21 protein-coding genes are annotated in these 25,293 nt (G+C 43.7%); 13 read left to right on the top strand and 8 right to left on the bottom strand.

Annotated features, from left to right (window positions below):
- Window positions 1-7: 7 nt before the first annotated feature.
- Window positions 8-3,229 (top strand): carbamoyl-phosphate synthase large subunit, encoded by a 3,222-nt coding sequence (carB, locus tag D1Z90_RS01095; protein ID WP_119908908.1) that lies wholly within the window; start codon window positions 8-10, stop codon window positions 3,227-3,229.
- Window positions 3,230-3,329: 100 nt separating this feature from the next.
- Here the strand turns inward: carB and D1Z90_RS01090 are convergent, their stop codons facing one another.
- Window positions 3,330-3,692 (bottom strand): hypothetical protein, encoded by a 363-nt coding sequence (locus D1Z90_RS01090; protein WP_147378719.1) that lies wholly within the window; start codon window positions 3,690-3,692, stop codon window positions 3,330-3,332.
- A gap of 365 nt (window positions 3,693-4,057) precedes the next feature.
- On the opposite strand from D1Z90_RS01090, the gene greA reads away from it, so the two are divergent.
- The 4 genes from greA to D1Z90_RS01070 all read left to right on the top strand — a co-directional run bounded on the left by greA (window position 4,058) and on the right by D1Z90_RS01070 (window position 7,370).
- Entirely contained in the window at window positions 4,058-4,534 is a 477-nt protein-coding gene (gene greA, locus D1Z90_RS01085) for a transcription elongation factor GreA (RefSeq protein WP_119908906.1), read from the top strand.
- Between the two features lie 729 nt (window positions 4,535-5,263).
- Complete coding sequence (locus D1Z90_RS01080) at window positions 5,264-5,818, top strand: GNAT family acetyltransferase (protein WP_119908905.1); 555 nt, start codon at window positions 5,264-5,266, stop codon at window positions 5,816-5,818.
- Window positions 5,819-5,971: 153 nt separating this feature from the next.
- On the top strand, window positions 5,972-6,400 hold the full coding sequence (locus D1Z90_RS01075; protein WP_119908904.1) for a hypothetical protein: 429 nt from the start codon (window positions 5,972-5,974) through the stop codon (window positions 6,398-6,400).
- Window positions 6,401-6,698: 298 nt separating this feature from the next.
- On the top strand, window positions 6,699-7,370 hold the full coding sequence (locus tag D1Z90_RS01070; protein WP_119908903.1) for a hypothetical protein: 672 nt from the start codon (window positions 6,699-6,701) through the stop codon (window positions 7,368-7,370).
- 42 nt (window positions 7,371-7,412) lie between these two features.
- Here the strand turns inward: D1Z90_RS01070 and D1Z90_RS01065 are convergent, their stop codons facing one another.
- Genes D1Z90_RS01065 through D1Z90_RS01050 form a run of 4 tightly spaced genes read right to left on the bottom strand, consistent with a single transcriptional unit; the run spans window position 7,413 to window position 10,753 of the window.
- Window positions 7,413-8,894 carry a hypothetical protein gene (locus D1Z90_RS01065; protein ID WP_119908902.1) on the bottom strand — a complete coding sequence of 494 codons (1,482 nt, stop codon included), beginning with the start codon at window positions 8,892-8,894 and terminating at the stop codon, window positions 7,413-7,415.
- On the bottom strand, window positions 8,891-9,982 hold the full coding sequence (locus tag D1Z90_RS01060; RefSeq protein WP_119908901.1) for a hypothetical protein: 1,092 nt from the start codon (window positions 9,980-9,982) through the stop codon (window positions 8,891-8,893). The genes D1Z90_RS01065 and D1Z90_RS01060 overlap by 4 nt, the downstream gene beginning before the upstream one ends.
- On the bottom strand, window positions 9,975-10,187 hold the full coding sequence (locus D1Z90_RS01055) for a hypothetical protein (RefSeq protein WP_119908900.1): 213 nt from the start codon (window positions 10,185-10,187) through the stop codon (window positions 9,975-9,977). The genes D1Z90_RS01060 and D1Z90_RS01055 overlap by 8 nt, the downstream gene beginning before the upstream one ends.
- 2 nt (window positions 10,188-10,189) lie before the next feature.
- Window positions 10,190-10,753 (bottom strand): DUF4124 domain-containing protein, encoded by a 564-nt coding sequence (locus tag D1Z90_RS01050; RefSeq protein ID WP_119908899.1) that lies wholly within the window; start codon window positions 10,751-10,753, stop codon window positions 10,190-10,192.
- 300 nt (window positions 10,754-11,053) lie between these two features.
- Here D1Z90_RS01050 and D1Z90_RS01045 point away from each other — a divergent pair, with 300 nt between their 5' ends.
- Window positions 11,054-11,728: a penicillin-insensitive murein endopeptidase gene (locus tag D1Z90_RS01045; protein ID WP_232525175.1), complete on the top strand. Its 675-nt coding sequence runs from the start codon at window positions 11,054-11,056 to the stop codon at window positions 11,726-11,728.
- A gap of 119 nt (window positions 11,729-11,847) precedes the next feature.
- On the opposite strand, the gene rdgC is transcribed toward D1Z90_RS01045, so the two are convergent.
- The gene (gene rdgC, locus D1Z90_RS01040) at window positions 11,848-12,756 is read right to left on the bottom strand and encodes a recombination-associated protein RdgC (RefSeq protein ID WP_119908897.1); all 909 of its coding nucleotides are present in this window, start codon (window positions 12,754-12,756) and stop codon (window positions 11,848-11,850) included.
- A gap of 203 nt (window positions 12,757-12,959) precedes the next feature.
- Here rdgC and D1Z90_RS01035 point away from each other — a divergent pair, with 203 nt between their 5' ends.
- The 6 genes from D1Z90_RS01035 (at window position 12,960) to D1Z90_RS01010 (ending at window position 22,489) form a co-directional block, all read left to right on the top strand.
- Window positions 12,960-14,099 carry an exonuclease SbcCD subunit D gene (locus tag D1Z90_RS01035; protein ID WP_119908896.1) on the top strand — a complete coding sequence of 380 codons (1,140 nt, stop codon included), beginning with the start codon at window positions 12,960-12,962 and terminating at the stop codon, window positions 14,097-14,099.
- A gap of 3 nt (window positions 14,100-14,102) precedes the next feature.
- Window positions 14,103-17,159, top strand: a complete 3,057-nt coding sequence (locus tag D1Z90_RS01030; RefSeq protein WP_119908895.1) for an AAA family ATPase — start codon at window positions 14,103-14,105, stop codon at window positions 17,157-17,159.
- A 167-nt stretch (window positions 17,160-17,326) separates the two neighbouring features.
- A complete protein-coding gene (phoB, locus tag D1Z90_RS01025; RefSeq protein WP_119908894.1) occupies window positions 17,327-18,016 on the top strand; it encodes a phosphate regulon transcriptional regulator PhoB in 690 nt (229 codons plus the stop codon).
- 19 nt (window positions 18,017-18,035) lie between these two features.
- Window positions 18,036-19,337, top strand: a complete 1,302-nt coding sequence (gene phoR, locus D1Z90_RS01020) for a phosphate regulon sensor histidine kinase PhoR (protein WP_119908893.1) — start codon at window positions 18,036-18,038, stop codon at window positions 19,335-19,337.
- Window positions 19,338-19,715: 378 nt separating this feature from the next.
- Window positions 19,716-21,347 carry a methyl-accepting chemotaxis protein gene (locus D1Z90_RS01015; RefSeq protein ID WP_158587026.1) on the top strand — a complete coding sequence of 544 codons (1,632 nt, stop codon included), beginning with the start codon at window positions 19,716-19,718 and terminating at the stop codon, window positions 21,345-21,347.
- Window positions 21,348-21,508: 161 nt separating this feature from the next.
- Window positions 21,509-22,489 carry a PstS family phosphate ABC transporter substrate-binding protein gene (locus D1Z90_RS01010; protein WP_119908891.1) on the top strand — a complete coding sequence of 327 codons (981 nt, stop codon included), beginning with the start codon at window positions 21,509-21,511 and terminating at the stop codon, window positions 22,487-22,489.
- Window positions 22,490-22,691: 202 nt separating this feature from the next.
- On the opposite strand, the gene arcA is transcribed toward D1Z90_RS01010, so the two are convergent.
- Window positions 22,692-23,411, bottom strand: a complete 720-nt coding sequence (gene arcA / locus D1Z90_RS01005) for a two-component system response regulator ArcA (protein ID WP_119908890.1) — start codon at window positions 23,409-23,411, stop codon at window positions 22,692-22,694.
- A 408-nt stretch (window positions 23,412-23,819) separates the two neighbouring features.
- On the opposite strand from arcA, the gene D1Z90_RS01000 reads away from it, so the two are divergent.
- Window positions 23,820-24,191 (top strand): DUF3293 domain-containing protein, encoded by a 372-nt coding sequence (locus D1Z90_RS01000; protein ID WP_158587025.1) that lies wholly within the window; start codon window positions 23,820-23,822, stop codon window positions 24,189-24,191.
- Between the two features lie 85 nt (window positions 24,192-24,276).
- Here D1Z90_RS01000 and D1Z90_RS00995 read toward each other — a convergent pair whose 3' ends face one another.
- The gene (locus D1Z90_RS00995; protein ID WP_119908888.1) at window positions 24,277-24,807 is read right to left on the bottom strand and encodes an outer membrane beta-barrel protein; all 531 of its coding nucleotides are present in this window, start codon (window positions 24,805-24,807) and stop codon (window positions 24,277-24,279) included.
- Between the last annotated feature and the right edge of the window lie 486 nt (window positions 24,808-25,293).

Below are 25,293 nucleotides of genomic sequence, written 5' to 3'. Positions count from 1 at the left end.
AAGTCAGATGGCAAAACGTACTGATATTAAAAGTATATTAATCATAGGTGCTGGACCAATCGTAATTGGTCAGGCTTGTGAGTTCGACTACTCTGGTGCGCAAGCGTGTAAAGCACTTCGAGAAGAAGGTTACCGAGTTATTCTCGTGAACTCTAACCCAGCAACGATCATGACAGATCCTGAAATGGCAGATGCAACCTACATCGAGCCGATTCACTGGGAAGTAGTTGAAAAAATTATTGAGAAAGAGCGCCCAGATGCGGTTTTACCGACTATGGGTGGCCAAACAGCATTGAACTGTGCCCTGGAGCTCGAAAGCAAAGGCGTACTTGAGAAGTACAATGTTGAAATGATTGGCGCAACGGCTGACGCGATTGATAAAGCTGAAGATCGTAGCCGCTTCGACAAAGCAATGAAATCGATCGGCCTTGAGTGTCCTCGTGCTGGTATTGCTCACAATATGGAAGAGGCTTACGGTGTATTAGACCAAGTAGGCTTTCCATGTATTATTCGCCCTTCATTTACCATGGGCGGAACCGGCGGCGGTATTGCTTACAACAAAGAAGAATTTGAAGAAATTTGTACCCGAGGCTTAGATCTATCTCCTACTAGTGAGCTTTTAATCGATGAATCCTTGATCGGTTGGAAAGAGTACGAAATGGAAGTGGTACGTGACAAAAATGATAACTGTATCATTGTTTGTTCAATTGAAAACTTCGACCCTATGGGTATTCACACTGGTGACTCTATCACAGTGGCTCCAGCACAGACGCTAACGGATAAAGAATACCAACTGATGCGAAATGCATCTTGTGCGGTATTGCGTGAAATTGGCGTAGAAACGGGTGGCTCTAACGTACAGTTCGGTATTAACCCGGAAGATGGCCGTATGGTTATCATTGAAATGAACCCTCGTGTATCTCGCTCTTCGGCACTGGCTTCTAAAGCAACGGGTTTCCCAATTGCTAAAATCGCAGCCAAACTCGCCGTTGGTTACACCTTAGATGAGCTTCAAAACGATATTACAGGTGGCGCTACGCCAGCTTCGTTTGAGCCTGCTATCGACTACGTTGTAACTAAGATCCCACGCTTTAACTTTGAAAAATTTGCTGGCTCTAATGATCGTCTAACGACACAAATGAAGTCGGTAGGTGAGGTCATGGCGATTGGTCGTAACCAACAAGAATCCATGCAAAAAGCGTTACGTGGCTTAGAAGTAGGTGCGACAGGCTTCGACTCTATGGTTGACCTCAACGATCCTGAAGCGCTTAACAAAGTAAAGCATGAGCTACAAGATGCCGGTGCTGAGCGTATTTGGTACGTAGCGGATGCGATGCGTTTAGGCCTGACTTCGCAAGACGTATTTGATTTAACTAAGATTGATCTGTGGTTCTTAGTGCAAATTGAAGACATAGTTAACGAAGAAAAAGCACTGGCTGAAGGCGGCTTTGCGGCGCTTGACGCAGATACGCTATACCGCCTGAAACGTAAAGGCTTTGCCGATGAACGCTTGGCGAAAATTCTCGACGTTTCTGAATCAGAAGTGCGCAAAGTACGTCATAAGTTTAACCTGCACCCTGTCTATAAACGTGTGGATACCTGTGCGGCAGAGTTCTCGACGTCTACCGCTTACATGTATTCTTCATACGATGACGAGTGTGAAGCGCAGCCATCAGACAAAGATAAAATCATGGTTATTGGCGGTGGCCCTAACCGTATCGGTCAAGGTATAGAATTCGACTACTGTTGTGTTCACGCGGCATTTGCTGCTCGTGAAGACGGGTATGAAACCATCATGGTGAACTGTAACCCAGAGACAGTTTCAACGGATTACGACACTTCAGACCGTTTGTACTTCGAACCTATTACGCTTGAAGATGTACTTGAAATTGTGCACGTAGAAAAACCGAAAGGTGTGATCGTGCAGTACGGTGGTCAAACCCCGCTTAAACTGGCGCGTGCGTTAGAAGCTGCAGGTGTGCCTGTAATTGGTACTTCACCTGATGCAATTGACCGTGCTGAAGACCGTGAGCGTTTCCAAAAAGCAGTTGAACGTTTAGGCCTTAAGCAGCCAGAAAATGATACGGTAACAACTGTTGAGTCAGCGGTTGCTTCTGCTGAACGCATTGGTTATCCATTGGTTGTTCGTCCATCTTATGTACTTGGTGGTCGTGCAATGGAAATTGTATACGATGAGCAAGATTTACGTCGCTACTTCAACGAAGCGGTATCTGTTTCAAACGAATCTCCTGTACTGCTTGATCGCTTCTTAGATGATGCTACTGAAGTTGACGTAGATGCGATTTGTGATGGCACCGATTTTGTTATCGGCGGCATTATGGAACACATTGAGCAAGCAGGTGTTCACTCTGGTGACTCTGCATGTTCATTGCCTCCTTACACGCTAAGCGCTGAAATCCAAGATGAGATGCGTGAACAAGCTAAGAAGCTTGCATTTGAACTTGGTGTTGTTGGTTTGATGAACATTCAGTTCGCAGTAAAAGATAACGAAGTTTACCTGATTGAAGTAAACCCTCGTGCTGCTCGTACTGTACCGTTTGTTTCAAAAGCGACCGGTGTACCGCTAGCAAAAGTGGCTGCACGTGTAATGACGGGCCAAAGCTTGGCATCACAAGGCATTAGCCAAGAAGTTATCCCGCCATATTACTCTGTGAAAGAAGTGGTATTGCCGTTTAACAAATTCCCTGGCGTAGACCCTATCTTAGGCCCTGAAATGCGCTCTACCGGTGAGGTAATGGGGGTGGGTAACACGTTTGCGGAAGCTTATGCTAAAGCTGAACTTGGTTCAATCAAAGATGTGCCTAAGTCCGGTCGTGCGTTACTTTCAGTTCGTAACTCAGACAAGAAGAAGGTGGCTAAACTGGCCGCTAAACTGATTGAGTTGGGTTACGAGATTGATGCGACTCATGGTACTGCTGTGGTTCTGGGTGAAGCGGGCATTAACCCTCGTTTGGTCAACAAGGTATCTGAGGGTCGCCCTCATATCTTAGACCGCATCAAGAATGACGAGTACACCTATATCGTCAACACGACCGAAGGCCGTCAGGCGATAGAAGATTCTCGACAGCTTCGCCGTGCAGCACTGCGTGGCGGTGTTAACTACACCACTACGATCAATGGCGCGTTTGCGACCTGTCAAGCGCACACGGCTGATGACAGAGGCACGGTTACTTCTGTACAAGAGCTGCATAAGCGCATTAACGGTTAAGTTATCTCGTTAAACGTTTAACTGCAAAAACCCGAACCTAGGTTCGGGTTTTTTTATTCAAGATAAAACTGACTTGGCGGTTGCTTGTACTTTATGGCTTTTATTCAATACCGACACAAGCTACGTAGCGTTTTGCAATTCTCATTATTTCATCCTTGGTCGTAATGAGTTGTTCTAACTCAGTGAAAATACGCTCCTCACACATTCCTTTGAAGTTTTGGTAGGTTTTTAAGCACTTTTTTACAGAACTTCCACCAGTCTCTTGGAAGTGCTCATCGTTACATAAACGTGTTGCCAACATGTTGGAGCCTTTTTTTACCTCTTCCATGGTTACAGGTTGCTCTTCAACTTTCGCGAGTAATTCATTGTAATTGCTGAATTGAACTTCTTCTTTAAAAAGGTAGCCATTTTTGTGAAGGTAAAAAGTGGCGGCGATGATGGCGATAAAAATGATGATCTTCATATTTAATTTATAATAAATTGATTTTATTGAGGTGAAAAATATCAAAAAACTGATGAAAACTACATAAGCCTTTTGGCTGTTGCAGTAAATTTCTGAGATGAGCAACCTTTGAGGTTTAAAACTGATCTAATGACTAAGATCTCACCCTCAGGTGGTTGCTTTACAGTATTGAGCTGTTGCTGCTTAGGAGTTGCCGTGGGCACATAACCCTATACGGGCTTCTTATAATCCATGCCCCCAGTAAGGTACTGTTTTTTGATTTACAAGGGTGAAAAATTCTCTCAATTGCATTACAATCCCCGCCTTGCTGAGCTTTTTATTTGTTGTCAGCAGAACAAATTTACTAAAAATATAGGCTGTAAACTATGAACCAATTTCCTATGACTGCCCGCGGTGCTGAGCTTCTTCGTGATGAACTGGAGCAGTTAAAAACAGTTAAACGTCCTGCAATCATAGAAGCCATTGCAGAAGCCCGTGAACATGGCGATTTAAAAGAAAATGCCGAATATCATGCCGCTCGTGAAGAGCAGGGGTTTTGTGAGGGGCGTATTCAAGAAATTGAAGCTAAGTTGTCGAATGTGCAAATTATTGATGTCACGAAAATGGCCAACAATGGCAAGGTGATATTTGGCAGCACAGTGACCATTTTAAATACTGAAACCGATGATGAAGTGACCTATCGTATCGTGGGTGATGATGAAGCCGACATCAAAAAGAACCAAATTTCGGTTAACTCTCCTATCGCGCGTGGTCTTATCGGCAAAGAGCTTGATGATGTGGCTAATATTCAAACGCCAGGTGGTACGGTAGAGTTTGAAATCATCGAAGTAGAGTACATTTAAATCATCTTTAAACCTCGTTTTAGTATGGTTTACGCTAAAAGCCCTGAGCATCTGATGCTCAGGGCTTTTTTATTGTCTCTGCTGCAAACTGCCGTGCGATAAATTTGCGCTACAGGCTCTCCACTTTTGCTCAACCTATCACGACGCCCTCTTTTGTATATCTATTCGTGTTTATTTTGCTCTCAGTCATGGCATGCAACATCGGATGCATTGCTGTAACCGTTAGCTAGGTCACGCTTTCTGCTAGATGAAATAATCGTCATTTTTAAGGTCATGTTCATTACCTCTATCACCTTTTACTGAATCCCTTGCTTGGGGTTTGTATGAGGGCAGGTGGTGAGGGGGGTTAAAGCGAGAAGGCTAAGTCGCTGATGTTTATACAGCAACCATAATTGCGATTGAGTGAGGTAAAATTTTAGGTGAGTTCCTTAATGATATTTTAAACAATAATTGATATTAATCTTACCGCCTTGCAATTCGTAACCTATTTAAACTTAAGTAACTTTCTTATTAGGGATAGTTTTCAGCTTTTTTTATTGATCTATATCATGTTTATCCAGTCCATTTTGTTGACTATTATTTGTCCAATGGACCTGCCGCGGGGCTGCTAAGCAGTTTTAAGCAACCGATATTCGTGGTGAATAACAACATATCAGTGGTTTTGATTGCCAGTTTGACGACTGGCCATCTCGTTGTAGCCAGAGACAATAACAGGTTTGGAAATAGACAATGAGTATTGAATACCGTACCGCCCGCACTGAAGAAATAGATGAAATCTTAACCTTACACTTTCGTTATCAGGCGAATACCATCGATGAAGAAGACAAAAAAGACGGTTTTATTTCAACCGCCTTTGATCATGAGCATTTGATGGAGCTAATTGAGGCTGAGAATGGCATCTTTATTGCACTCAAAGACAAAAAAATTGTGGCCTACGCCATGGCTGCATCTTGGGAGTTTTGGGCGCGTTGGCCGATGTTTGCACAAATGATGCAGCAACTGCCGCAACTCGAATATCAAGGGCAAACACTGACGACTGATAACAGTTATCACTATGGCCCTGTTTGCGTTGATAAGTCCGTGCGGGGCAGTGGGGTATTTGAGACGGTTTTTAATTATTCGCTGTCGCAAATGGCCTTGCGATACCCCATTTTGGTGACTTTTATTAATAAAGTAAATCCGAGATCGTATTCCGCCCATACCGGTAAGGTGGGGCTTGATGTTATCCAAGAGTTTGAATTTAATAACCATCAATATTACGAGTTAGCGCGAATGACGAAGTAATTGAAGGTTACGTATTGGGGTAACGGTTAGGGGCTTATTAGCCCCTAAGATACGTAATATTTGACGTTTTGGATAAGATAAATAAAGCGTGCGTAGTCTCTAAACCTGCGCTAAAGTCGAGACATACCAATATCTTATTGAGCATATTCACGCATGTTTTACACTTTACTTTTGGTTACCTTTGGCCTAGCTTCGCTGGTATCGGGGTTAGTGGCATGGGCCTTTTATCGACCTCTTAAAGCGATTTTTCAACGTATTATTCAAGACGCCATTAGCAGTGCTTGGCAAAAGTACATCCTGTTTGCGACTTTTGTTGTTGGTATCTCAGGGGGCGTAAGGATTTATCAGTTAGAGCGCTATATTACGGCTCATAATAAAGACCAAAAGCTGTTAACACTCACCCCGGAGCGCTGGATGATTGAAGTCTATCGCACCATTATTGAAACGCTGCAAAGTATTGCTTGGATGTACTTAATCGTATTTATCTTTGCTCTGATAGCGTATGTGATAGTGCGCGGTTTTGAAATTAAACACAGTGTTAAGTCGGCGCAGGCGGCATCAAAAACATCGCGAGATGAATGACTTCGTAGTACGAGCTTAGTGATTACCTGGCCTGCGTCGCTGATAGTTTGAGGCGTAACTCGCAGGCTAAATATAGTGATAAAGCCTGCCGCGCAAGACCTGAGTATTTTATCCCACTAAATCATTTCAATGATGAGCGCTATCGCATACTTTGTAATGAATCAGTGAGTCAATAAAACTTGACCTAAATCACGACGGGTTTGTATCAAATAAGCCATAAAGTTATCAATTATTTGTTATCATATCCTTATGCTCACAAGGATTGAGTATTATTTGGTCAAGGATGTAACTAACGCCCATGAAGTGGTTCTATAGTCTGAGTGTGTTGTCTGCTTGTATCTACCTGGTAGTTGATACTCAGTTGCAACTAAGTGCCAGTACTGCTATCAGCGAACAGCAATTACTTGCCGCTAATGCGGAGCAATATTCAGGTCAAATGAGTTTCTCTCAGTTGTTAGAACGTCTGCCCTCCGATTCTGACCTTGCGCATCCCAATAACCATCAAAATGCTCCTATTTATGGCAGTGAGTTTACTCAGGATGATGTTGCCGGCAGCAACGGCTACCTTGCTCTTTACCAAGATTACGATGATCTTTCTGAAGATTTTCTGACGCTTATGCAACACCACGGCGATGAAGCGTTTTATCAACACTTTAAACAGTATGTCTACCAAGAGCCGCACCTTGATGGTTATGAGCTAGCTGAAACTTTGCGAACCGAACTGGATTTTAGCGAAGTAAATTTGACCTTGTTTGGAATCGATTGCAAAACCAGTCACTGCCTTGCTACGCTGACCTTGAATGATGGTGAACCTCTTGCTTTGGCTGAAACGCTGAAGAATATAGAGCAGAGCACTTGGCCTGGCATGAATGTGGCTATTATTTTTGGAGAAGCGCCCGAGCACAATGCTGTGTTGCTGTTTTCAAAAAGCGAGCGTCAAGGTGTCGTTAATATCTCCAGCCCACAGTAATCACGAAAAGGCGGAATGCCTTTTCGTGATTATCACAATGCCTCATCGTCGGTATCTTCTTTCTTCCAGTTTTAGGTTTATTTGCTTATCGAGTGTTCGCACTCCAAACGAGTGGAGTAAATGGTTAGGAAAACCTGAACTTATTTGTCTAAATTGATATGAACTGTAAGCTCGTTGCCATTTTGTAGCTGGGCGATATTGGTGTATGACGGCAATATGAAGCGGAGCAAAACCTGCAAGCGGACCTTTGGTAAAAGTGAACGTCAAGGAGTCTTGGTGAACTTCAATGTTGAGGCCATCGGCCCTTTGTTGATGAGATGCAACCTCTTTTAGGTCTAGTGGCCAAATGGGCTCTGGTTGTTCTGACTGTTGATGCTTGACAAGGTAATTGAGGCTTGCTTGTTGCATAGCTTTGTAAGTATTCCCCAAATACTGCCCAACGCTAGAGGCGGCTTCTACGTCTTCATAACGAACTCCACCTTGGCCTAAATATTTACTCAAGCTGGTGTAAACTTGCTCACCTGGCTTAAAGTTCTCTCTGAAAGCCCACAGTTTATCAAATACATCTTGTTTCCATTTATTGATCTGTTTTTCTGGTAAAGGGAATTGACTCACTTTAACTTTTTGATGTAAAAATTCTTGGTAGTTTATCCATATAAATAAATGGTCAACCTCTTCACCAATGGCCTCGAGCATCGCTGCTTGGTAACGAGGGCGCATCTGTTCACTACTGATTTTATCTAGCCCAGTATCGATAAAAAGCTGTAGCTCTTGCCACTCGGTATTAAAAATAGTTGCTTGTTGATCTAACTGTTGACTTGGAAATTGATTCCTTCCTGTTTCTAATTGGCGACTGATAGCTACGTATTCATCCTGATAGAGGTAATGGCCTAATAAACTGTGTAAACTCATGGCGCCAAAACCTAGGCAGCAAAATGCAAAAATGGTTGATGATTGGAATATTTTTCGTCGACTGCTAAGTTCTCGATGAGGCAGTAATAATGTAATGGCTAAGCCAAATAACCCAGTTAAACCAAGCAGCCCTAGATAACCAGAATAGCCTTTGACATGAGCAAAATGGTAAAGCCCTTTACACATCAGAGCTATGCTAAAGAGGTACGGAAAAAAGCCAAAATCTAAGTTTTCAATTCCAGGAAGAGCCGCTTTTAGCAAGGTATTATCGATGATATAAGTCAGTAATAATAAGGTGGTCGCGATAGATAAATATCTTTGAGCAAGCAGTCCGTCTTGATTTCCTTGAGGAGCTTCAATATCTACCTCTCTTTGACTCACTCGTTCACTTTGTAGGCCTATATTTTCCAATGTATTTTGGAGGATTTTAGCTTCATCCTCAGTCAGCCCCTGACGGAAGAATACTTGTTTTTGCTCTAACCAATGATCACACTCTTGCTCTGATAGTTGCCATTGGCTCAGTAATTTTTGGCGCACGTTTTGAGTCGTTTTACCCGGTAAGCATTCACCACTTGCTAAGACACAAAAGTGGTTGTCGTTAGCGTCGGTCATACTGTTTTACCTGCCATCAGTAACTGAAAAAAAACAACCAGGTGTAGCTCTTGTTGGTTAAGGCAACCTGCTTCGATGGTAATATCCTCTTGTCCAGACCACTTACCAAGCTCTGAGCCTGCTATGTCGCGAACGACCCAAGCAGCCTTGCTTTCTTGCTCGTCTTTTAGATTAATTCCGGCCATGCGTAATAAGCGTCGCCCGATGTCAGCTAATTGTGTAAAGTAGTCAAAGTCAATAAGTTCATCACGCATTTCTTCAGCCAGTTCTGAGACTTTTTCATCATGGCCCCATTCATATTCACAGCGATAAAGCTCAACTCCGGTTTCATCACAAAAAGTCCAAGTTTTAAGGCCATAACCATGGCGTATCTGGCCCAAAATATCACCATCTTGGTCGTACACTTGATAAACCATATGCAGTGGGGAGCTCCAAAAAGTTGAGCGGCACCATATACCTGAGCGATGGTTGCTAACATACACATGGTTGGCATTGAATAATGCGTTAATCACTAAAAAGACGGTACCAAGAGATAATAGGCCGATCATGGTCGCTATGTGTGCAGGCAAAATGGTCGTAATAGATGTTTTCAGCAAGTGCTGCATAATGAAGTAGCTTGAGAGCATGGCGAGAAGCCCAGCCGCGCTTTGACTGAAAAATGCTGTCTTACGTAGTAGTTTAAAGGAGAGCTCCTTTTTCCGAGGCTCTGAACTAACATCAAATTCGGCTTTAGAATTAAAAATGAGTTGATTGAAGCCTTCATTACTGAGGGAGTACTTAGCTTGGTGCACTTTTTTTAAAATATTATCTTCTAGGCTGCTGGTATCTCTTAAGTGGGCCTGAAGATAGTTGGAAGTTGGTTGTAGGCTAATATGTGTTATGAGGCCGAGCTTTAATAGCCTTTCTTGAGTCACTTTTAACTGAGTCATTTCACTTGCACGAAGGATTGTTACTGCCTTGTTGGACAGCAGTCGTTCGGCCTTATCTTGGGCTAAATTGAGCTTGTCCATTAAAGCAAAAATGACGTCCCCTTTATCCTTCCCTTTAACAATTTCACCTTTGCAGCTAAGCGCATATTGTTTAGTCATGGCTTTTTTCGACCTTATATTGCAGCAATACCCAACAAATTAGTGCAATTGCCACACAATAAAGTGGCCAGGAAGCCGCTTTTTCTTGTATTGAGAAATACAACGAATTGACACACCCTGTAACACCAATCAATAGCAATGTGTGAACCAAAAGAAGAGGGAGTTTGACCTTTTTTAGGTAGGATAAAAATTGCTTATCTGTCATGCTTAAAATCCTGACATTCCGCTCATGCGACGGCTATACATACAATATCTCATATCCTCAGGCTCGCTGAGATTTGCGAGGCAATCAATCTCAAAACTGCTCCCTGAGTTATATTCTTTTACGCAATTCGCTTTAGCTTGAGGAATTTTTTTCATTGCGTCGCTATATTTTTTCTCAAACTCATTTTCTTTCATACCTCGCGCCATATGAGTTTTTTTAGCTTTAGCTTTTAGTGACTTCATAGCAGATGTAAGGTTTTTTATGGCGTTGTAGCATTGCATCGCGGGATCTTTGCCTTTTTTCTTTTTTGAGGTATTAGGCGCAGTGGTTACGCGGGTTTTACTGGTATGACGGGAAACGCCTTGAAAATTGGAAGACGGCAGGTCTTCTTGAATATTGACATGATCTATTGGTTGTTTTGTTTTTACTACATTTACCGGGGTGCTATCGCTGTAATGAGTGACGCCATTTTCGTCAACCCATTTGTATATCTTTTTTGCTAGGCTAGGAGTGCTTGCAAGTGCAATGCTCAACGTAAGCAGAAGCTGAAATAGCTTAGTAGTCATTTTCACATCCTTGTTATATCAGCTTTCCCTTATCATGAGACAGCTTGGTTTCATCTTTACTTGATTTTTATTTGGTGATTCTATTGCCCAATCATTAAATGTACAGCCAGACTTTAAGAAGTTTGAATGAGCGCATACTTGTTACAGGTCTTACAAACGTCATGCTTTCTATTTGGGGTTAAGTCAGTCGTCATTTTTTTGTTTATTGCAGTTGCTACTAGCTCCGATGAGCTGGAAAAGTTTGTTATTGTACTCTCCCTCATATTGTTGGGGCCGAGTAGGCTTTTAAAGGGGGGGGAGGTGACTCGATACGTTTTTATTATTACTTTGTTGTTGAGTGCTCAGGCTCATGCTGCAACTAGCCAGTGCTTTGGTACTACCAGTAATGGCTCGTTACAAGGGGGCGTTGCTTTACCTGTTTCTGGGGCAAATTTTGAAAGCTACAGCAGGGTTGCAGGCTGGGTTGGTCGTACTTATGTACACTCACAGGTGCGCGAAATTATGCTGGCGGCCTACGACGAGCTTGCTAAATCTGCACCTGAAAAGGTATTTAAATATGCTGAAACAGGCTTCCAACAAGGGGGCAAGTTTCGTCCCCATAAAACCCATCAAAATGGTTTGTCGGTAGACTTTATGACCCCAGTGCAAAATGACCAAGGAAAGTCGGTGCATTTGCCCACCCATGCATTTAATAAGTTTGGCTATAACATTGAGTTTGACCAGCAAGGTCAATACGATGGTTTAACCATAGATTATGAAGCCATGGCGGCCCACATTGTTGCCTTACACCGCCAAGCACGCCAACGGGGTTATAACTTATGGCGAGTGATTTTTGACCCGCAACTGCAACCTAACCTGATGAATACGGCTCATGGCAGCTACTTAAGGCAGCATATTCAGTTTTCTAAGAAACGTTCTTGGGTGCGCCACGATGAGCATTATCACGTTGACTTTGCTATTCCTTGTCGCCCTTAATTCTTGGCAGCAAACATGGAGGGTATAGAGGTGGGTCGTTAGGTTGAATGCGTACAAACACTTTAAACGGTCACCGTTATGCTGGCATAGCGGCGACCGTTTAAAGGCAGTCACTGAGACTATTTAGTTTCTTCGCCGCCTAATGCTTCCACTAGGGCGGGGATAAAGTTGGATAATTCACCTGTCATAAGCGCAAAATCGGCATCAAAACGGGCTGCAAAGTCGTCAGCGTCAACGTCTTCATTTTCTTCTCGCAACACATCTGAAAACTTCAAGCGCTTCACGGCCATGTCTTCACCTAAGATAAAGGAAATATTCTCCTGCCAATTTAGCGCGAGCTTGGTCACGAGTTTATCTGCATCCAGGTGAGCTTTAATTTCGTCTGAGCTAAGGTCTTGTTGCTTACAACGAATGATACCGCCATGCTCTAAGGCGCTGCGCAGCTCGGCTTCATCTTCAACGTTAAAGCCGGCCGGAATATTTCCTTCGTTAAGCCAGTCGGTCATAGTGAGCTCAGGTGGAGTGGTTAAAGACAAAGGCACCACAGGTAAGCTACCTAGGGCTTTGCGCAGTAATGCCAGTAAATCATCGGCTTTTTTAGCGCTAGAGGCATCAACAACCAAAAGGTTGGACTTAGGCGCAATCCAAGCGAAAGTTTGTGACGTTCGGCTAAAGGCCCGTGGCAGTAGCTCCATGATCACGTCTTCTTTTAGCGCATCCTTTTCTTTTTTCTTTAAGGCACGGCCATTTTGCTCTTCTTGCGCGAGTGCTCGCTCTTCCACCATGTCTTTGACTACTGGGCCGGGTAGCATTTTTTCTTCTTTTTTAGCGCAAATAAGAATGTGACCATCGGCGCCATGGGTTAAGGTTTGACCCATTTTTCCCATGGCATTCACCCAACCAAATTTGGAGATATCTTGGGAACCACAGGGACTGAAGGTGAAATCCGCTAAAGTGGTTTCTAACGCCTCGATAGAGTGTTCAAATGGACGAGTAAAACGGTAAATTTGCAGGTTTTTAAACCACATAGTTTTGATTCACTTATTTGCTAACGGAGAAAATCAGCGATACGTTGAACGCATGCCTTGCACGAAGTGAAACCATGATAAACTATTTTCTATAAGATGCAGCCATTTGCATTGGCTTTTCTGTTGCGATCATTTGAATCACTGAACTGCGCCACATTTCATTCATGTTGCCATTGACTTAACGGAGCGTTCTCGACTGCCCCATGAAATTTATCCATACCTCCGATTGGCACTTAGGTCGCCAGCTCCACCACCAGTCACTACTGGAAGATCAAGCCCACGTCCTTGAGCAAATTATTGCCTTTGCGGCTGAGCATGAGGTTGATGCGGTGATCGTTGCCGGTGATATTTATGACCGCTCAGTGCCACCTGCACAAGCAGTGGCTCTGCTTGACCGTGTATTGACGCGCTTACTGGATGAGCTAAAGGTAAAAGTCATTATGATTGCGGGTAATCACGATGGCCACGAAAGGTTAAGTTTTGCAGCCAAGCAAATGCAGGCCAGTGGCTTGTATATTGTTGGCCCTTTAAGTGCAACGATTTGCCCTATCGTGTTGCCAGGCCAAGGCGGTTCAGAATACCACTTTTGGGCGTTGCCATATTTTGACCCCGCTACCGCACGCCAGGTATTTAGCTCAGAATGTGCCTCTCACGAACAAGCCATGGCTACGGTGTTGGAGCATTGTCAACGAGATAACTCGGCCGCAGGCAATATATTAATCAGTCACTGTTTTATAGATGGTGGCTCTGAGTCAGAGTCTGAACGACCTTTGAGTATTGGTGGCGCCGATAAAATCTCACCACAACTGCTGCAAGATTTTGATTACGTTGCGTTAGGCCATTTGCATGGGCCACAGTACAAAGGCGCAAAGCACGTTCGTTACAGCGGTTCAATTCTAAAGTATTCATTTAGTGAGCAACACCAACACAAAAGCGTTACCTTGGTTGAATTTGACGCCGATGGTGGTGTGGATTGGCAATTGCTGCCGCTTACACCTGCGCGTGATGTACGTATTATCGAAACGGACTTAGCTACGCTGTTAGAAGAAGGCCCAAGCGATCCTGCCAATCAAGATTATGTGATGGTGCGATTAACGGATAGCCACGCCATTTTAGATGCGATGGCAAAAGTTCGCCAAGCTTACCCCAACGTGTTGCATCTTGAGCGCATGGGTTTAATGCAGCAAAACCAGAGCGTGAAAGTAAATCGCGAGCATATTCAAAAAGGTGAGCTCAATATGTTCTGTGACTTTTTTGAGCAAGTCAGTGGCAGTACGTTGAGTGTGCAACAACAAGATTGCGTTCAAAACCTTATTCAATCCCTTCACGAGTCAAAAGATTAAACCATGCGCCCTATAACCTTAACCATGACTGCTTTTGGCCCCTTTGCCGGAACAGAGCAGATAGATTTTTCCGCGCTGGGTGAGAATCCATTATTTCTTCTTAATGGACCAACAGGTGCTGGTAAAACCAGTATCTTAGACGCGATGTGTTTTGCCATGTATGGAAAAAGCACTGGAGACGAACGAGAGTCTGGGCATATGCGCAGTGATCTTGCTTCAGCTGATACCTTAACGGAAGTAGAGTTTTTATTTGAGCTTGCGACTAAAAGGTATCGTATTCGCCGAGTACCTGAGCAGCAAAGGGTTAAAAAAAGTGGTGACGGAACGACGACACAAAAGCCTGAAGCCCAGCTTTACCGCTTATTAGAAGATGGCTCTGAGCAATTGATAGTAGCGGCCAAAGTGTCCCAAGCGACACAAGAAATAGAGGCGCTAACCGGCTTGGACGCAGATCAATTTCGTCAAGTAATGGTGCTTCCTCAAGGTAAATTTCGCCAACTTTTGATGGCTGATTCCAAGCAACGCGAAAAGATATTTAGTCAGCTATTTCAGACCCACAGTTACCGCTTGATTGAAGAAAAACTGAAAAGCCAAGCCAGTGAGATAAAGCAGCAGGTGGACGCACTAAAGCAGCAGCAACTCGGGGTAGAAAAGACATTGCAGCTTGCCCCCGAACAGGCGTTAGCTGAAGTTGTAGAGCAAGCTAAACATGATATGCAACAGCGCCAGCAAACCAAAGAGCAGCAAGAACAAGCGTTACAGCAAGCAACTAAAGCGCTTGAGGGTGGCAAAATATTAGCGCAGGACTTTACTGAATTAGGAAAAAAGCTTACGCAACAGCAAGCCTTGCAAGCTCAGCAGGGTGCAATGCAACAGCTGCAAGAACGACTTTCTTTGTTAGAAGTTGCCATAAAAGTGAAGCCGGAATTAGAGGTGTGGCAGCTAAAGCAAAAAGAGCTGGCAGAGTTACAAGAGGCTCAAACACAATGGCAAGCTAAATTGGCGCAACTGCAAACGTTATTAAACAAGGCGCAAGCTCAACTTGAACAGGTGCCAACATGGCAACAAGTGTTAGATCAAGACAAAGCAAAGCTGCAGCAAATCAATACTTACCAGCCTCTGATTGTTCAATGGCAAAGTTTATCTCAACAAATAGCCGATAGTCAGCAACAAGCTGAACTGGCCAAAAAGGCGGTGGTAGAGACCGAAACACGTCTGGAAAAATGCCTTGAACAAAGAATGAAAAATCAGGCTCAGGCCGTTCAATTAAATGAATATGGGCAACAGCAATTGCCTTTGCAACAAAAGGTCACAGCGTTAAGCCAGCAACTTGAGCACTTTTCGATGTGGCAGCAAGGTTTGCAAACCTACCAGCAGTTAGCACAAACGCTCTCGCAAGCTAAAGCTGATGGTAAAGCGTTGAAACAACAAGCGGATCAAAGTTATCAGCGGTGGCAACTGGGTAAAATGGAGTGGCATCAAAACCAGGCTGCAATTTTAGCGCAAAGCTTACAAGCCGATTTGGCTTGCCCAGTGTGCGGCAGTGTTGAACACCCTGAGCCGGCACAATTAAAGGCGAATGCGATTACTGAAGCAGCACTCAATGAGCTCGAAAAAAATGCCAAGATGGCCCAAGAGGCTTTGCATGAGGCGCGCAGTCAATACAAAGTTTTGCAACAACAATGCCAACAACAGGCGACGCAGAACCAAGGCTTTAAAGATAAATGCGGTGATGCTGTTAACTCGAGTTTAGAGGTTTTACAACAAGCTTTTGCAAAGGCAGAAGATGAATTGCAACAAGCGCGTTCAGCGCATCAAAGTGCGCAGCAGTTAGCGCAAACACTCGCAGCTAGTCAGCAACAAGAAGCCGAGCTAAGGCAAAATCTGAAGTCGCAACAACAAGCTCAACAAACGAGTCTGCACGCGCACACTTCGGCCATGGCTAAGCAAAGCCAGATGAGCGAGCAATTGCCTGAAAATTATCGTTCAGAGCAAACATTATTATCGCAACAAGCACGCTTAAACCAAGGTATTACTGAGCGACAAGAGCAGATTACTCGGGCGCAGCAAGCAGCTGAACAAGCGCGGCAAGTACATACGCGATATACCGCTCAGCTAGAAACGCATCAAGGTCAGCTGAAAAGCGTGCAACAGCAAGCCGAGTTGAGCCAAGCAGCATTAGAGCAAAGTATTGCAAGCAATCAGCTGGAGTCTATTAAGCAACTGCAAAGCTTACTAGCCAAGGACAACGACGTTGAAAGCATTAAAGCTGAATTGACAAACTTTGACTCTCACTGGCAACAACTCACTGCGCAACTGAGTCAGCTGCAAGACAAGCTGTCAGGGCAAAGCTCTCCAGACATTGAAGCATTAACCCAGCAAGTAGCCTCGTTTTCAACGTTAAAACAGCAAGCTGATAATGCTTGGCAGCAAGCATGCAGCGATCTGCAACAACTAAGTCAAGCGCAACAACAACTGCAAGATTTGACGAAACAGCAAAATGAGCTGGAAGCGCAATACCAAGTGATTGGTACTTTAGCTGACGTGGCCAATGGTAAAACAGGCAATAAAATCAGCTTGCAGCGCTTTGTACTCAGCGTTTTACTGGATGACGTATTACTGGCTGCCACGCAACGCCTTCACTTAATGAGTAAAGGGCGCTATCGTTTATTACGAAAAGATGACAAAGCCAAAGGTAACAAAGCGTCGGGTCTTGAGCTAGAAGTGGAAGATGCTTACACCGGAAAAATGCGCAGTGTGGCCACTTTAAGTGGTGGTGAAAGCTTTATGGCGGCATTATCCATGGCCTTAGGTTTGTCCGATGTGGTGCAAGCGTACGCGGGGGGCATCAAGCTAGACACCTTATTTATTGATGAGGGCTTTGGTAGTTTAGACTCAGAATCACTAGAGTTAGCGATTAGAACCTTAGTTGACCTACAAAGCAGCGGTAAAATGATAGGGGTTATTTCACATGTGACTGAAATGAAAGAACAAATATCAACCCGGATCAGTATTAATAAAACCATGGAAGGCAGCCACATAGCATTAATAAAAGGTTAACTTGTTACCAATTAAACGTATAATTCAATAGCGGTTTAATTCTTTTGGCTAGGCGTTAGTCAGCGAATGATCAATTTCTTAAATGTGTAAAAAAACTATTTGATGTCATATAAGTGTCATACAAACGCCCAATAATGCCACCATCTGAGAAATGTTAGAGTAAAAAGATGCCAAGAAGAATACTTGTAGTGGAAGATGAAGCGCCAATCAGGGAAATGTTAACATTTGTCTTGGAGCAAAAGGGCTATGAAGCCATTGAAGCCGAAGATTTTGACTCTGCTTTGGAAAAAGTCATTGAGCCGTACCCAGATCTGATCTTGCTTGATTGGATGTTGCCAGGGGGATCTGGTGTTCAGCTTATTAAGCAATTAAAGCAAGATGAGATTACTCGCCAAATTCCAGTGGTGATGCTGACCGCTAGAGGCGAAGAAGAAGACAAAATTCGTGGTTTAGAAGTGGGTGCGGATGATTACATCACCAAACCATTCTCGCCTAAAGAACTAATGGCGCGTTTAAAAGCCGTGATGCGCCGGGTATCTCCAACGTCGTTAGATGACGTGATTGAAGTACAAGGTTTAAAACTTGACCCTGTTTCTCATCGTGTCAGCACCAATGATAACCCGTTGGACATGGGGCCAACCGAATTTAAGTTATTACACTTTTTTATGACTCACCCAGAGCGTGTTTACAGTCGTGAACAGCTGCTGAATAATGTGTGGGGCACCAACGTCTATGTTGAAGACAGGACCGTTGATGTGCATATCCGACGCCTGCGCAAAGCGGTTGCGGAAGATGGCCATGACAAACTCATTCAAACCGTTCGTGGTGCAGGATATCGATTCTCTACCCGAATGTAAGTCCTAAGGAATAGGCTTAATGTTACAACCTTTCTCTTGGATGGTATTAGCAGGCCGACTGGCCTTATTTTACTTACCCTTTATCGTGGTAGGCCTGCTCACCGGAGAAGTCCTTTTATTGCTTTTGGTTGCGACGGGTGTCTTGTTGTTTTGGCACTACAACAACCAAAAGAAACTCGCCGATTGGCTGTGGCACGATCGCAGTATGATCCCTCCTTCCGGTAAGGGCAGTTGGGAAATCGTCTTTAATGGCATCTACAAGATGCAAAAACGTAACCGAGTCAGACGCAAAGAATTAGCCAACGTTATTCGGCGCTTTCGTGAAGGTGCAGAGGCACTGCCAGATGCGGCGGTGGTCTATAAAACCGACGGCAGCATTATTTGGTGTAATCGCTTAGCCGAAGCCATTTTGGGCTTTCGTTGGCCCGAAGACTCGGGTCAGCATATTGGCAACTTGATCCGCACCCCTGTGTTTATTGAGTATATGCAAGGCCGCGACTTTAGTGAGCCACTAGAAATTGTTTCTCCGGTGGATGCCGAAAAGTTACTGGAACTGCGTATTATGCCTTATACCTCAGGACAGAATATGCTGGTGGCCCGTGATGTGACACTTATTCGGCAACTTGAGTCGATGCGCCGAAACTTTGTGTCTAGCGTATCTCATGAATTGAGAACGCCCCTCACCGTGTTAAAAGGTTACCTTGAAATGTTGGAAGATGTACCTGATGCCAACCAAGGGATGATGGGTAAAGCGCACCACGTGATGGCTGAGCAAACGACTCGTATGGACTCTTTAGTCGAGCAGTTATTAACCTTGTCGCGGATTGAAGCAACGCCCGATGTCAGCTTAGACGAGCGAGTCGATGTGCCTGCAATGCTCAATATTATTGAAGCTGAAGCTGTGGCGCTTTCGGGTGATAAGCAACATGGATTTAGCTTTAATATTGCCACTGAATTGTTTGCCTGTGGTGATAGCGATCAATTACGCAGCGCCATTTCCAACTTAGTATACAACGCGGTGTATTACACGCCGGCAGAGGGCAATATTGTGGTGTCGTGGCAACCTTGCCGAGAGGGTGCAGAGTTTTACGTGCAAGATGATGGACCAGGCATCGCGCCAGAGCATTTGTCGCGATTAACTGAGCGTTTTTATCGGGTGGATAAAGCCCGTTCCCGTGAAACCGGCGGCTCAGGCTTAGGCTTATCGATTGTGAAACACGCACTTAGTCACCACCAAAGTGAATTATTGATCGACAGCGAGCCAAATCAAGGTAGTCGGTTTGGCTTCGTTTTACCCTCACAATTTGTGAGTACCGATTAGCGTGGTGATTTTCTTGTGCTAAATGGTTGGGTTTGTGCCATTTAGCGCTTTCATTTTTTCTCTGCTTTTCTGCGACTTATTGCGTTTAACCTTTTACTTGAAACCTATTTCATAGAGTTATAGTGATGTATTGGTTATTAAAATGGCTGGCTCGCAATTTTATACCGATTTTATATCTTAATACTTTTGAATGAACAGGCGGTTGTAATGCCGTACTTCCTAAGTGCTAGACGATTTCCTGAAAATAAATATCAAATTAATATCTTATTTTATCAAAGGCAAAATGAGGTCATGTTTTAGTCAACAAATCGATCTGATATATTTTTTGTGAAGACTATAAATGGAAATGGTTTCCATTATCACATGCAAGGAAGATCGATGCAGTATTTCTACGACCTGTCTGTCAAAGTTAAAATCACTTTATTGGTAACTATTGCTGCTTTAGCCATTTTGATGATGGCTTGGTTTGGCGCTTCTGAACTTAAAGAAGCGATGTTGTCGGAAAGAAAAAGCCAGTTAAAATATCAAGTTGAGACAAGCTTAGGCGTGTTTGAGTATTATCATCAGCAACAAGAGTCGGGTCAGCTGAGTGCAGAGCAAGCACAGCAACTAGCCATCGCTCAATTAACCGAGATGCAATATGGCGAGCACGGTTACTTCTTTGTATTTGATGATGACTATACCCTCAAAGCCAGTTTAAAAGGTTCATCAAAAATTGGTGAGAACGTCGCAAGTACTCAAGATAGCTATGGCACTTACGTTTATCAAGAAATCTTAAAACAAGTGCGATATGGCGGTGGGCAAGGGTATTTAGAATACTTTTTTCCAAAGCGTGCAGGCGGTAAACCGGACGCGAAACTGTCTTATGCTAGTGAATTTAGGGCTTGGGATTTGATCATAGGAACGGGCGTATACCTCGATGATGTAGACGCATTATTTGAAGCCCGCTTGGTCAATAAAGGCATCACATTTTTAGTGATCTTGTCGGTGCTGGTGGCAATCTCATTTATCATTATTCGCTCAATTACCAGCCCTTTAACTCATATCTTAGACTTGACCAAAAAGATTGCCCAAGGTGACGTGACACAAAGAGTGAGCGTGACAGCTAAAGATGACATGGGAGTGTTGGGGCAAGAATTAAACGTGATGCTTGATGCATTTCAGGGTTTTTTACAACAAGTCACTCGTTCGTTGGAAGATTTACAGCAATCTTCTGACTCTCTTAGTAGCATTGCCGAACAAACGGATAAAGGCGTGCAAAAGCAAATGCTAGACGTAGACTCCGTGGTCAGTGCCGTAGAGCAAATGACGCTGGCGGTAAAGGAAGTTGAGCAAAGTACGGCTTTAGCTTCGCAGGCGACTCAGCAAACCAATGATGTAGTGACAGAAGCGAGCAGCTTAATCAATGATACCTTGGACTCCATTAACCTGGTGTCTGAACAGGTGGAGAATGCTGCAGGCGTGGTCACTGAACTGGAGCAAGGCTCGAGTGAGATTGGCGAAGTACTGAATGTCATTTCAGGCATTTCTGAGCAAACTAATTTACTCGCGCTAAATGCGGCGATTGAAGCTGCAAGAGCCGGTGAGGCCGGTCGTGGTTTTGCGGTCGTAGCCGACGAGGTAAGAAGTTTGGCCCACAGTACTAAAAACTCGACCATAGAAATTCAGCAAATGATAGAAAAGCTGCAAACCAGTGCAAATACGGCTGCTAACGTGATGGAGAAGGGACGTGAAGCGGCTAAAAACAGTGTGATAGCCGCGGGTAAAACGGGTGACAACCTTGCTCAAGTGGTGAAAGAAGTGGCTTTGGTTAATGACATGAATAACCAAATTGCCTCGGCGACTACTGAGCAAGCGGCTGTAGCAGAGGAGGTATCGCGCTCTATGGTCAACATCAGTGCCGTCTCGCAGGAAACCGGCAGTGGCAGCCAAGAAACTTTACAAACGGGTCATAAAGTCAAACAATTGGCCGACGGGGTATCTGCTGATATTGCAAAATTCACAGTCTAATTAACTGATTTTTAATAGCTTAACTCCCATTTTTTCAATGTCGCTTTAATGACACATTAATTTCTGCTGTCATTAAAGCGTCATCTTTAATACTTATATTTGTCATCATCGCTGGCCATACTGGCGCGGAAATTAAATAAAACATCCTATCGGAGAGAGAGATGAAATTGAAAAACTTGGTAACGGCTATCGGCTTCAGCGTAGCAACAATTTTTACTGGTTCTGCTATGGCTGCAGGCAACATTGATGCTGACCTTCCAAGCTACTCAAAAGTCAGCGGTATTTCAGGTAACCTATCATCAGTAGGCTCTGACACACTTGCAAACATGATGACATTCTGGGCAGAAGAATTTAAACGCCAATACCCTAACGTAAATATCCAAATTCAAGCTGCTGGTTCTTCTACTGCTCCGCCGGCATTGACAGAAGGTACTTCTCAGTTTGGCCCAATGAGCCGTAAGATGAAGTCAAAAGAAATCGAAGCATTTGAAAAACGCTACGGTTACAAGCCTACTCCTGTTCGTGTAGCGATCGATGCGTTAGCTGTTTTCGTAAACAAAGATAACCCAATTGAAGGTTTAACGATTGCGCAAGTTGACCAAATTTTCTCAAGCACACTAAAGTGTGGTGGTAACAAGCAAGCTGAGCGCTGGTCTGACGTAGGTCTAGACGGCTCTTGGGCTGACAAAGACATTCAGCTTTTTGGTCGTAACTCAGTTTCAGGTACTTACGGTTACTTCAAGAAAAAAGGCTTATGTAAAGGTGACTTCAAAAACAGCGTAAACGAACAGCCTGGCTCAGCGTCTGTTGTACAGTCAGTTTCTTCTTCGCTTAACGCTATCGGCTACTCAGGCATAGGTTACAAAACGTCTGGTGTACGTGCGGTTGCGCTGGCTAAGAAAGGTGACAAGTTCATTGATGCAACAATGGAAAATGCAGTAAGCGGTGAATACCCACTGTCACGTTTCCTATACGTTTACATCAACAAGCACCCAAACAAGCCTTTGGCTCCGCTAGATCGTGAGTTCTTGAAAATGGTGCTGTCACAATCAGGTCAAAAAATCGTAGCAAAAGACGGTTACATTCCACTGCCTGCTAAGGTAGTAATGAAAGACCTAGAAAAACTGGGCATCACGCTTTAAACATAAGCGTGCGAGATTTAAAACCCGGCTTCGGCTGGGTTTTTGTATTTGAGGCAGTGAAATGCCAAACAATAATCATGCTGGCCTAAGTGGGTTGATTAGCTTGTACGGGTGCGGGCATAAACACAAGTGAGTTGAGACTTATACAGGCATAAAAAAACCAGCTTTAGCTGGTTTTTTTATTGGCAGTTTGTGGCTCTGATTAGCTTGCGTCCAATTCACCACAAAAACGATAACCTTCACCATGAATGGTCGCGATGATCTCTGGCGTTTCTGCGTGGCTTTCAAAGTGTTTACGAATTCGACGAATGGTTACGTCAACAGTGCGATCGTGTGCTTTTAGCTCTCGTCCTGTCATTTTCTTCAATAAATCTGCGCGAGTCTGAATTTGTCCCGGATTTTCTACAAAATGCAACATGGCTCTGAACTCACTGCGAGGCAGTTTAAAGACAATGCCTTCAGGGCTTACTAACGAGCGGCTGTTAATTTCTAAATGCCAACCATTAAAACTATAAGACTCTACCTGAGCGATATTTTCTTCTACTTCCGCCCCTGACTGAGTTCGAGACAAGAGGTTACGAGCTCGGATGGTCAGCTCTCTTGGGTTGAACGGTTTAGTAATGTAATCGTCGGCGCCAATTTCTAAACCAAGAATTTTATCTACTTCATTGTCACGGCCCGTTAGAAACATCAAGGCGATATTGTGCTTGTCTCTGAGTTCTCGGGCGAGTAGTAAACCATTCTTACCCGGCAAGTTTATATCCATGATAACAAGGTGCACTGCGTGGCTTTGCAGTACTTGATTCATCTCTTCACCGTCAGTGGCTTCAAGTACCTTGTAGCCTTCTGCTTCAAAAATGCTCTTTAAGGTATTTCTTGTTACCAACTCATCTTCCACGATGAGGATGTTTGCTGTTGTCATAATGTTTGGCCCTAAGTGTCTAAATTACAAATCTCAAAATATTTCATTTTTGACCAAGTCTGTTTGTTAAATTTCACCCGGCTACTACTAAAGTTAGCACGCATTGAAGTGATGAAAAAGTATGTCGCCATTTGACCTTGTATTGAGTTATGTTGAGGCTTTTGACTTCCTATTACAGTCTAGTAACGACGAGTAAAAATGCCATGAAAGTAAGGTCGAATAAGGCTTTGCTTGGTTTTATTTGCTACTGCTATGGTTCAGCATTCTAGATAGTTAACACATATATAACAACTGCTATTAATCTTTTTTCATGCTCGTTTGACATAAATCAAAGCCTATTTCTGATAGATTTTGAGCTTTAAGTGTTAACATATTTGTCGTTAATGGTTAATAAATGGTCCTTAAATTTTGTCTAAATTACAACAAAACCTATGGCAGCTCTACCAAAGCACTGTATTTGAATGGCAGAGTTCGTCGCCAGATTTCGACGATTTTGCCATTATTACTGCGCACAATCCGCGGGGAAATGTCTGCTGTGCAGAAGAAAATATGCTGCTACATCAGCAGTTTTTACAAGAACTGTTGTTAGGTGATCTACGTTTCGCGCCGATTGTTGGGTGTGCTCCCGATAACAGTCATCGAGAGTTGAGCTTGGCGGTAGCATGTGATTTACCTTATGCCTTAGAGTTGGCTCGCCGCTGGCAACAAAATGCGATCTATTGGGTGGCGCAGAATCAGCTGTATTTATATAGCGTGTTAATATCGATGCCTCGGGCTTAACTGGGCTCGTTCAATCGGCGAATAGTTCATCGGTAAATAAAGTGGGTAGGGTAAATAAGCGGCGCAAAGAATTAAAACAGCTTTACTAGAAACGGTAACCTAAACCCAGCTGCATCTTACTGGCTTCCATTTGCATATCAAAAGAGGCTTTGACGTCGAGAGTATCCAAAATGCGATAAAAGCCGGAAAATTCAAGCTTAGAATCAGATTCCTGCGTAGCGGTATGGCTTAAACGGGTTTCCACTTTGAAGTTGTCGGTAATGTTATAATTGACACCCGTCGCGACATTGATGCCTCGGTCAACCGATTGTGAAGACTCTGGTACGTATGACGCCAAACCAGCCTCCATAAAAAGGTTTAGCTTGTCTACAATTTGGTATTGGTAGCCACCATTAAAGGAGTAGAAATCAAAACTCTCGGATTCATCTTGGCTGTTAGGATCGGCTTCATCATACCGCTGTCCCGCAAAGCTGCTAACGTACCAATCAGAACTGATGTGGGTCGTGGTTTTTAACTGACTTTGAGTGCCTAGTCCTATTTCAACATCTGTTTCTGCAAGGCTGGGCGCGCTTAATAACAAAGGCATACAAAATGAGATAATGCGACAGAACTTCATTTTTCCCCCTGCTATTAATTTCTTCGTATCTGCAATTATGGACTGCGATGACAATAAAGAAAATGTTAAGTTCCATTTTTTGCCGGATAGTAACCATTAATTGGCACTTTTTTCTATCAGAGATTACGCACATGACCCGTGAACGGTTCAGTTTACAGAGAGAAAATTGGCAAAAGTCGATTTGTACAAAATATAATGATTAATTTGTAATTAGGGCTTTTGTTGATGCTTGCGATCTTCCGCGTTTTTGACTAGCTGTAAAAACGTGAAAAGCACCAAGGGAATCGTGTAAACGGAGTTTCATTTTACTGCTTGCTGTAAGGGTGGTGGTGTCTGCTGTATTTTTTGTTATTGCAAGTTTTTATATTGATTTTAGGTGTTTTGGTGAACTTTTAACGCTCTCTTTATGGAAGAGTTTGAGCGGCAAAAATTGACAATGAGACCGTTTTCCAGTATTAGTGTTGGCAGTTTTTTAAAGGTTGCACT

Source organism: Motilimonas pumila (assembly GCF_003596335.1).
In the GTDB taxonomy this organism is placed as follows: Bacteria; Pseudomonadota; Gammaproteobacteria; order Enterobacterales; family CBDFNC01; genus Motilimonas; species Motilimonas pumila.
Note: the sequence above shows the minus strand (reverse complement) of the source record. Positions and strands in the feature narration are given on the sequence as shown.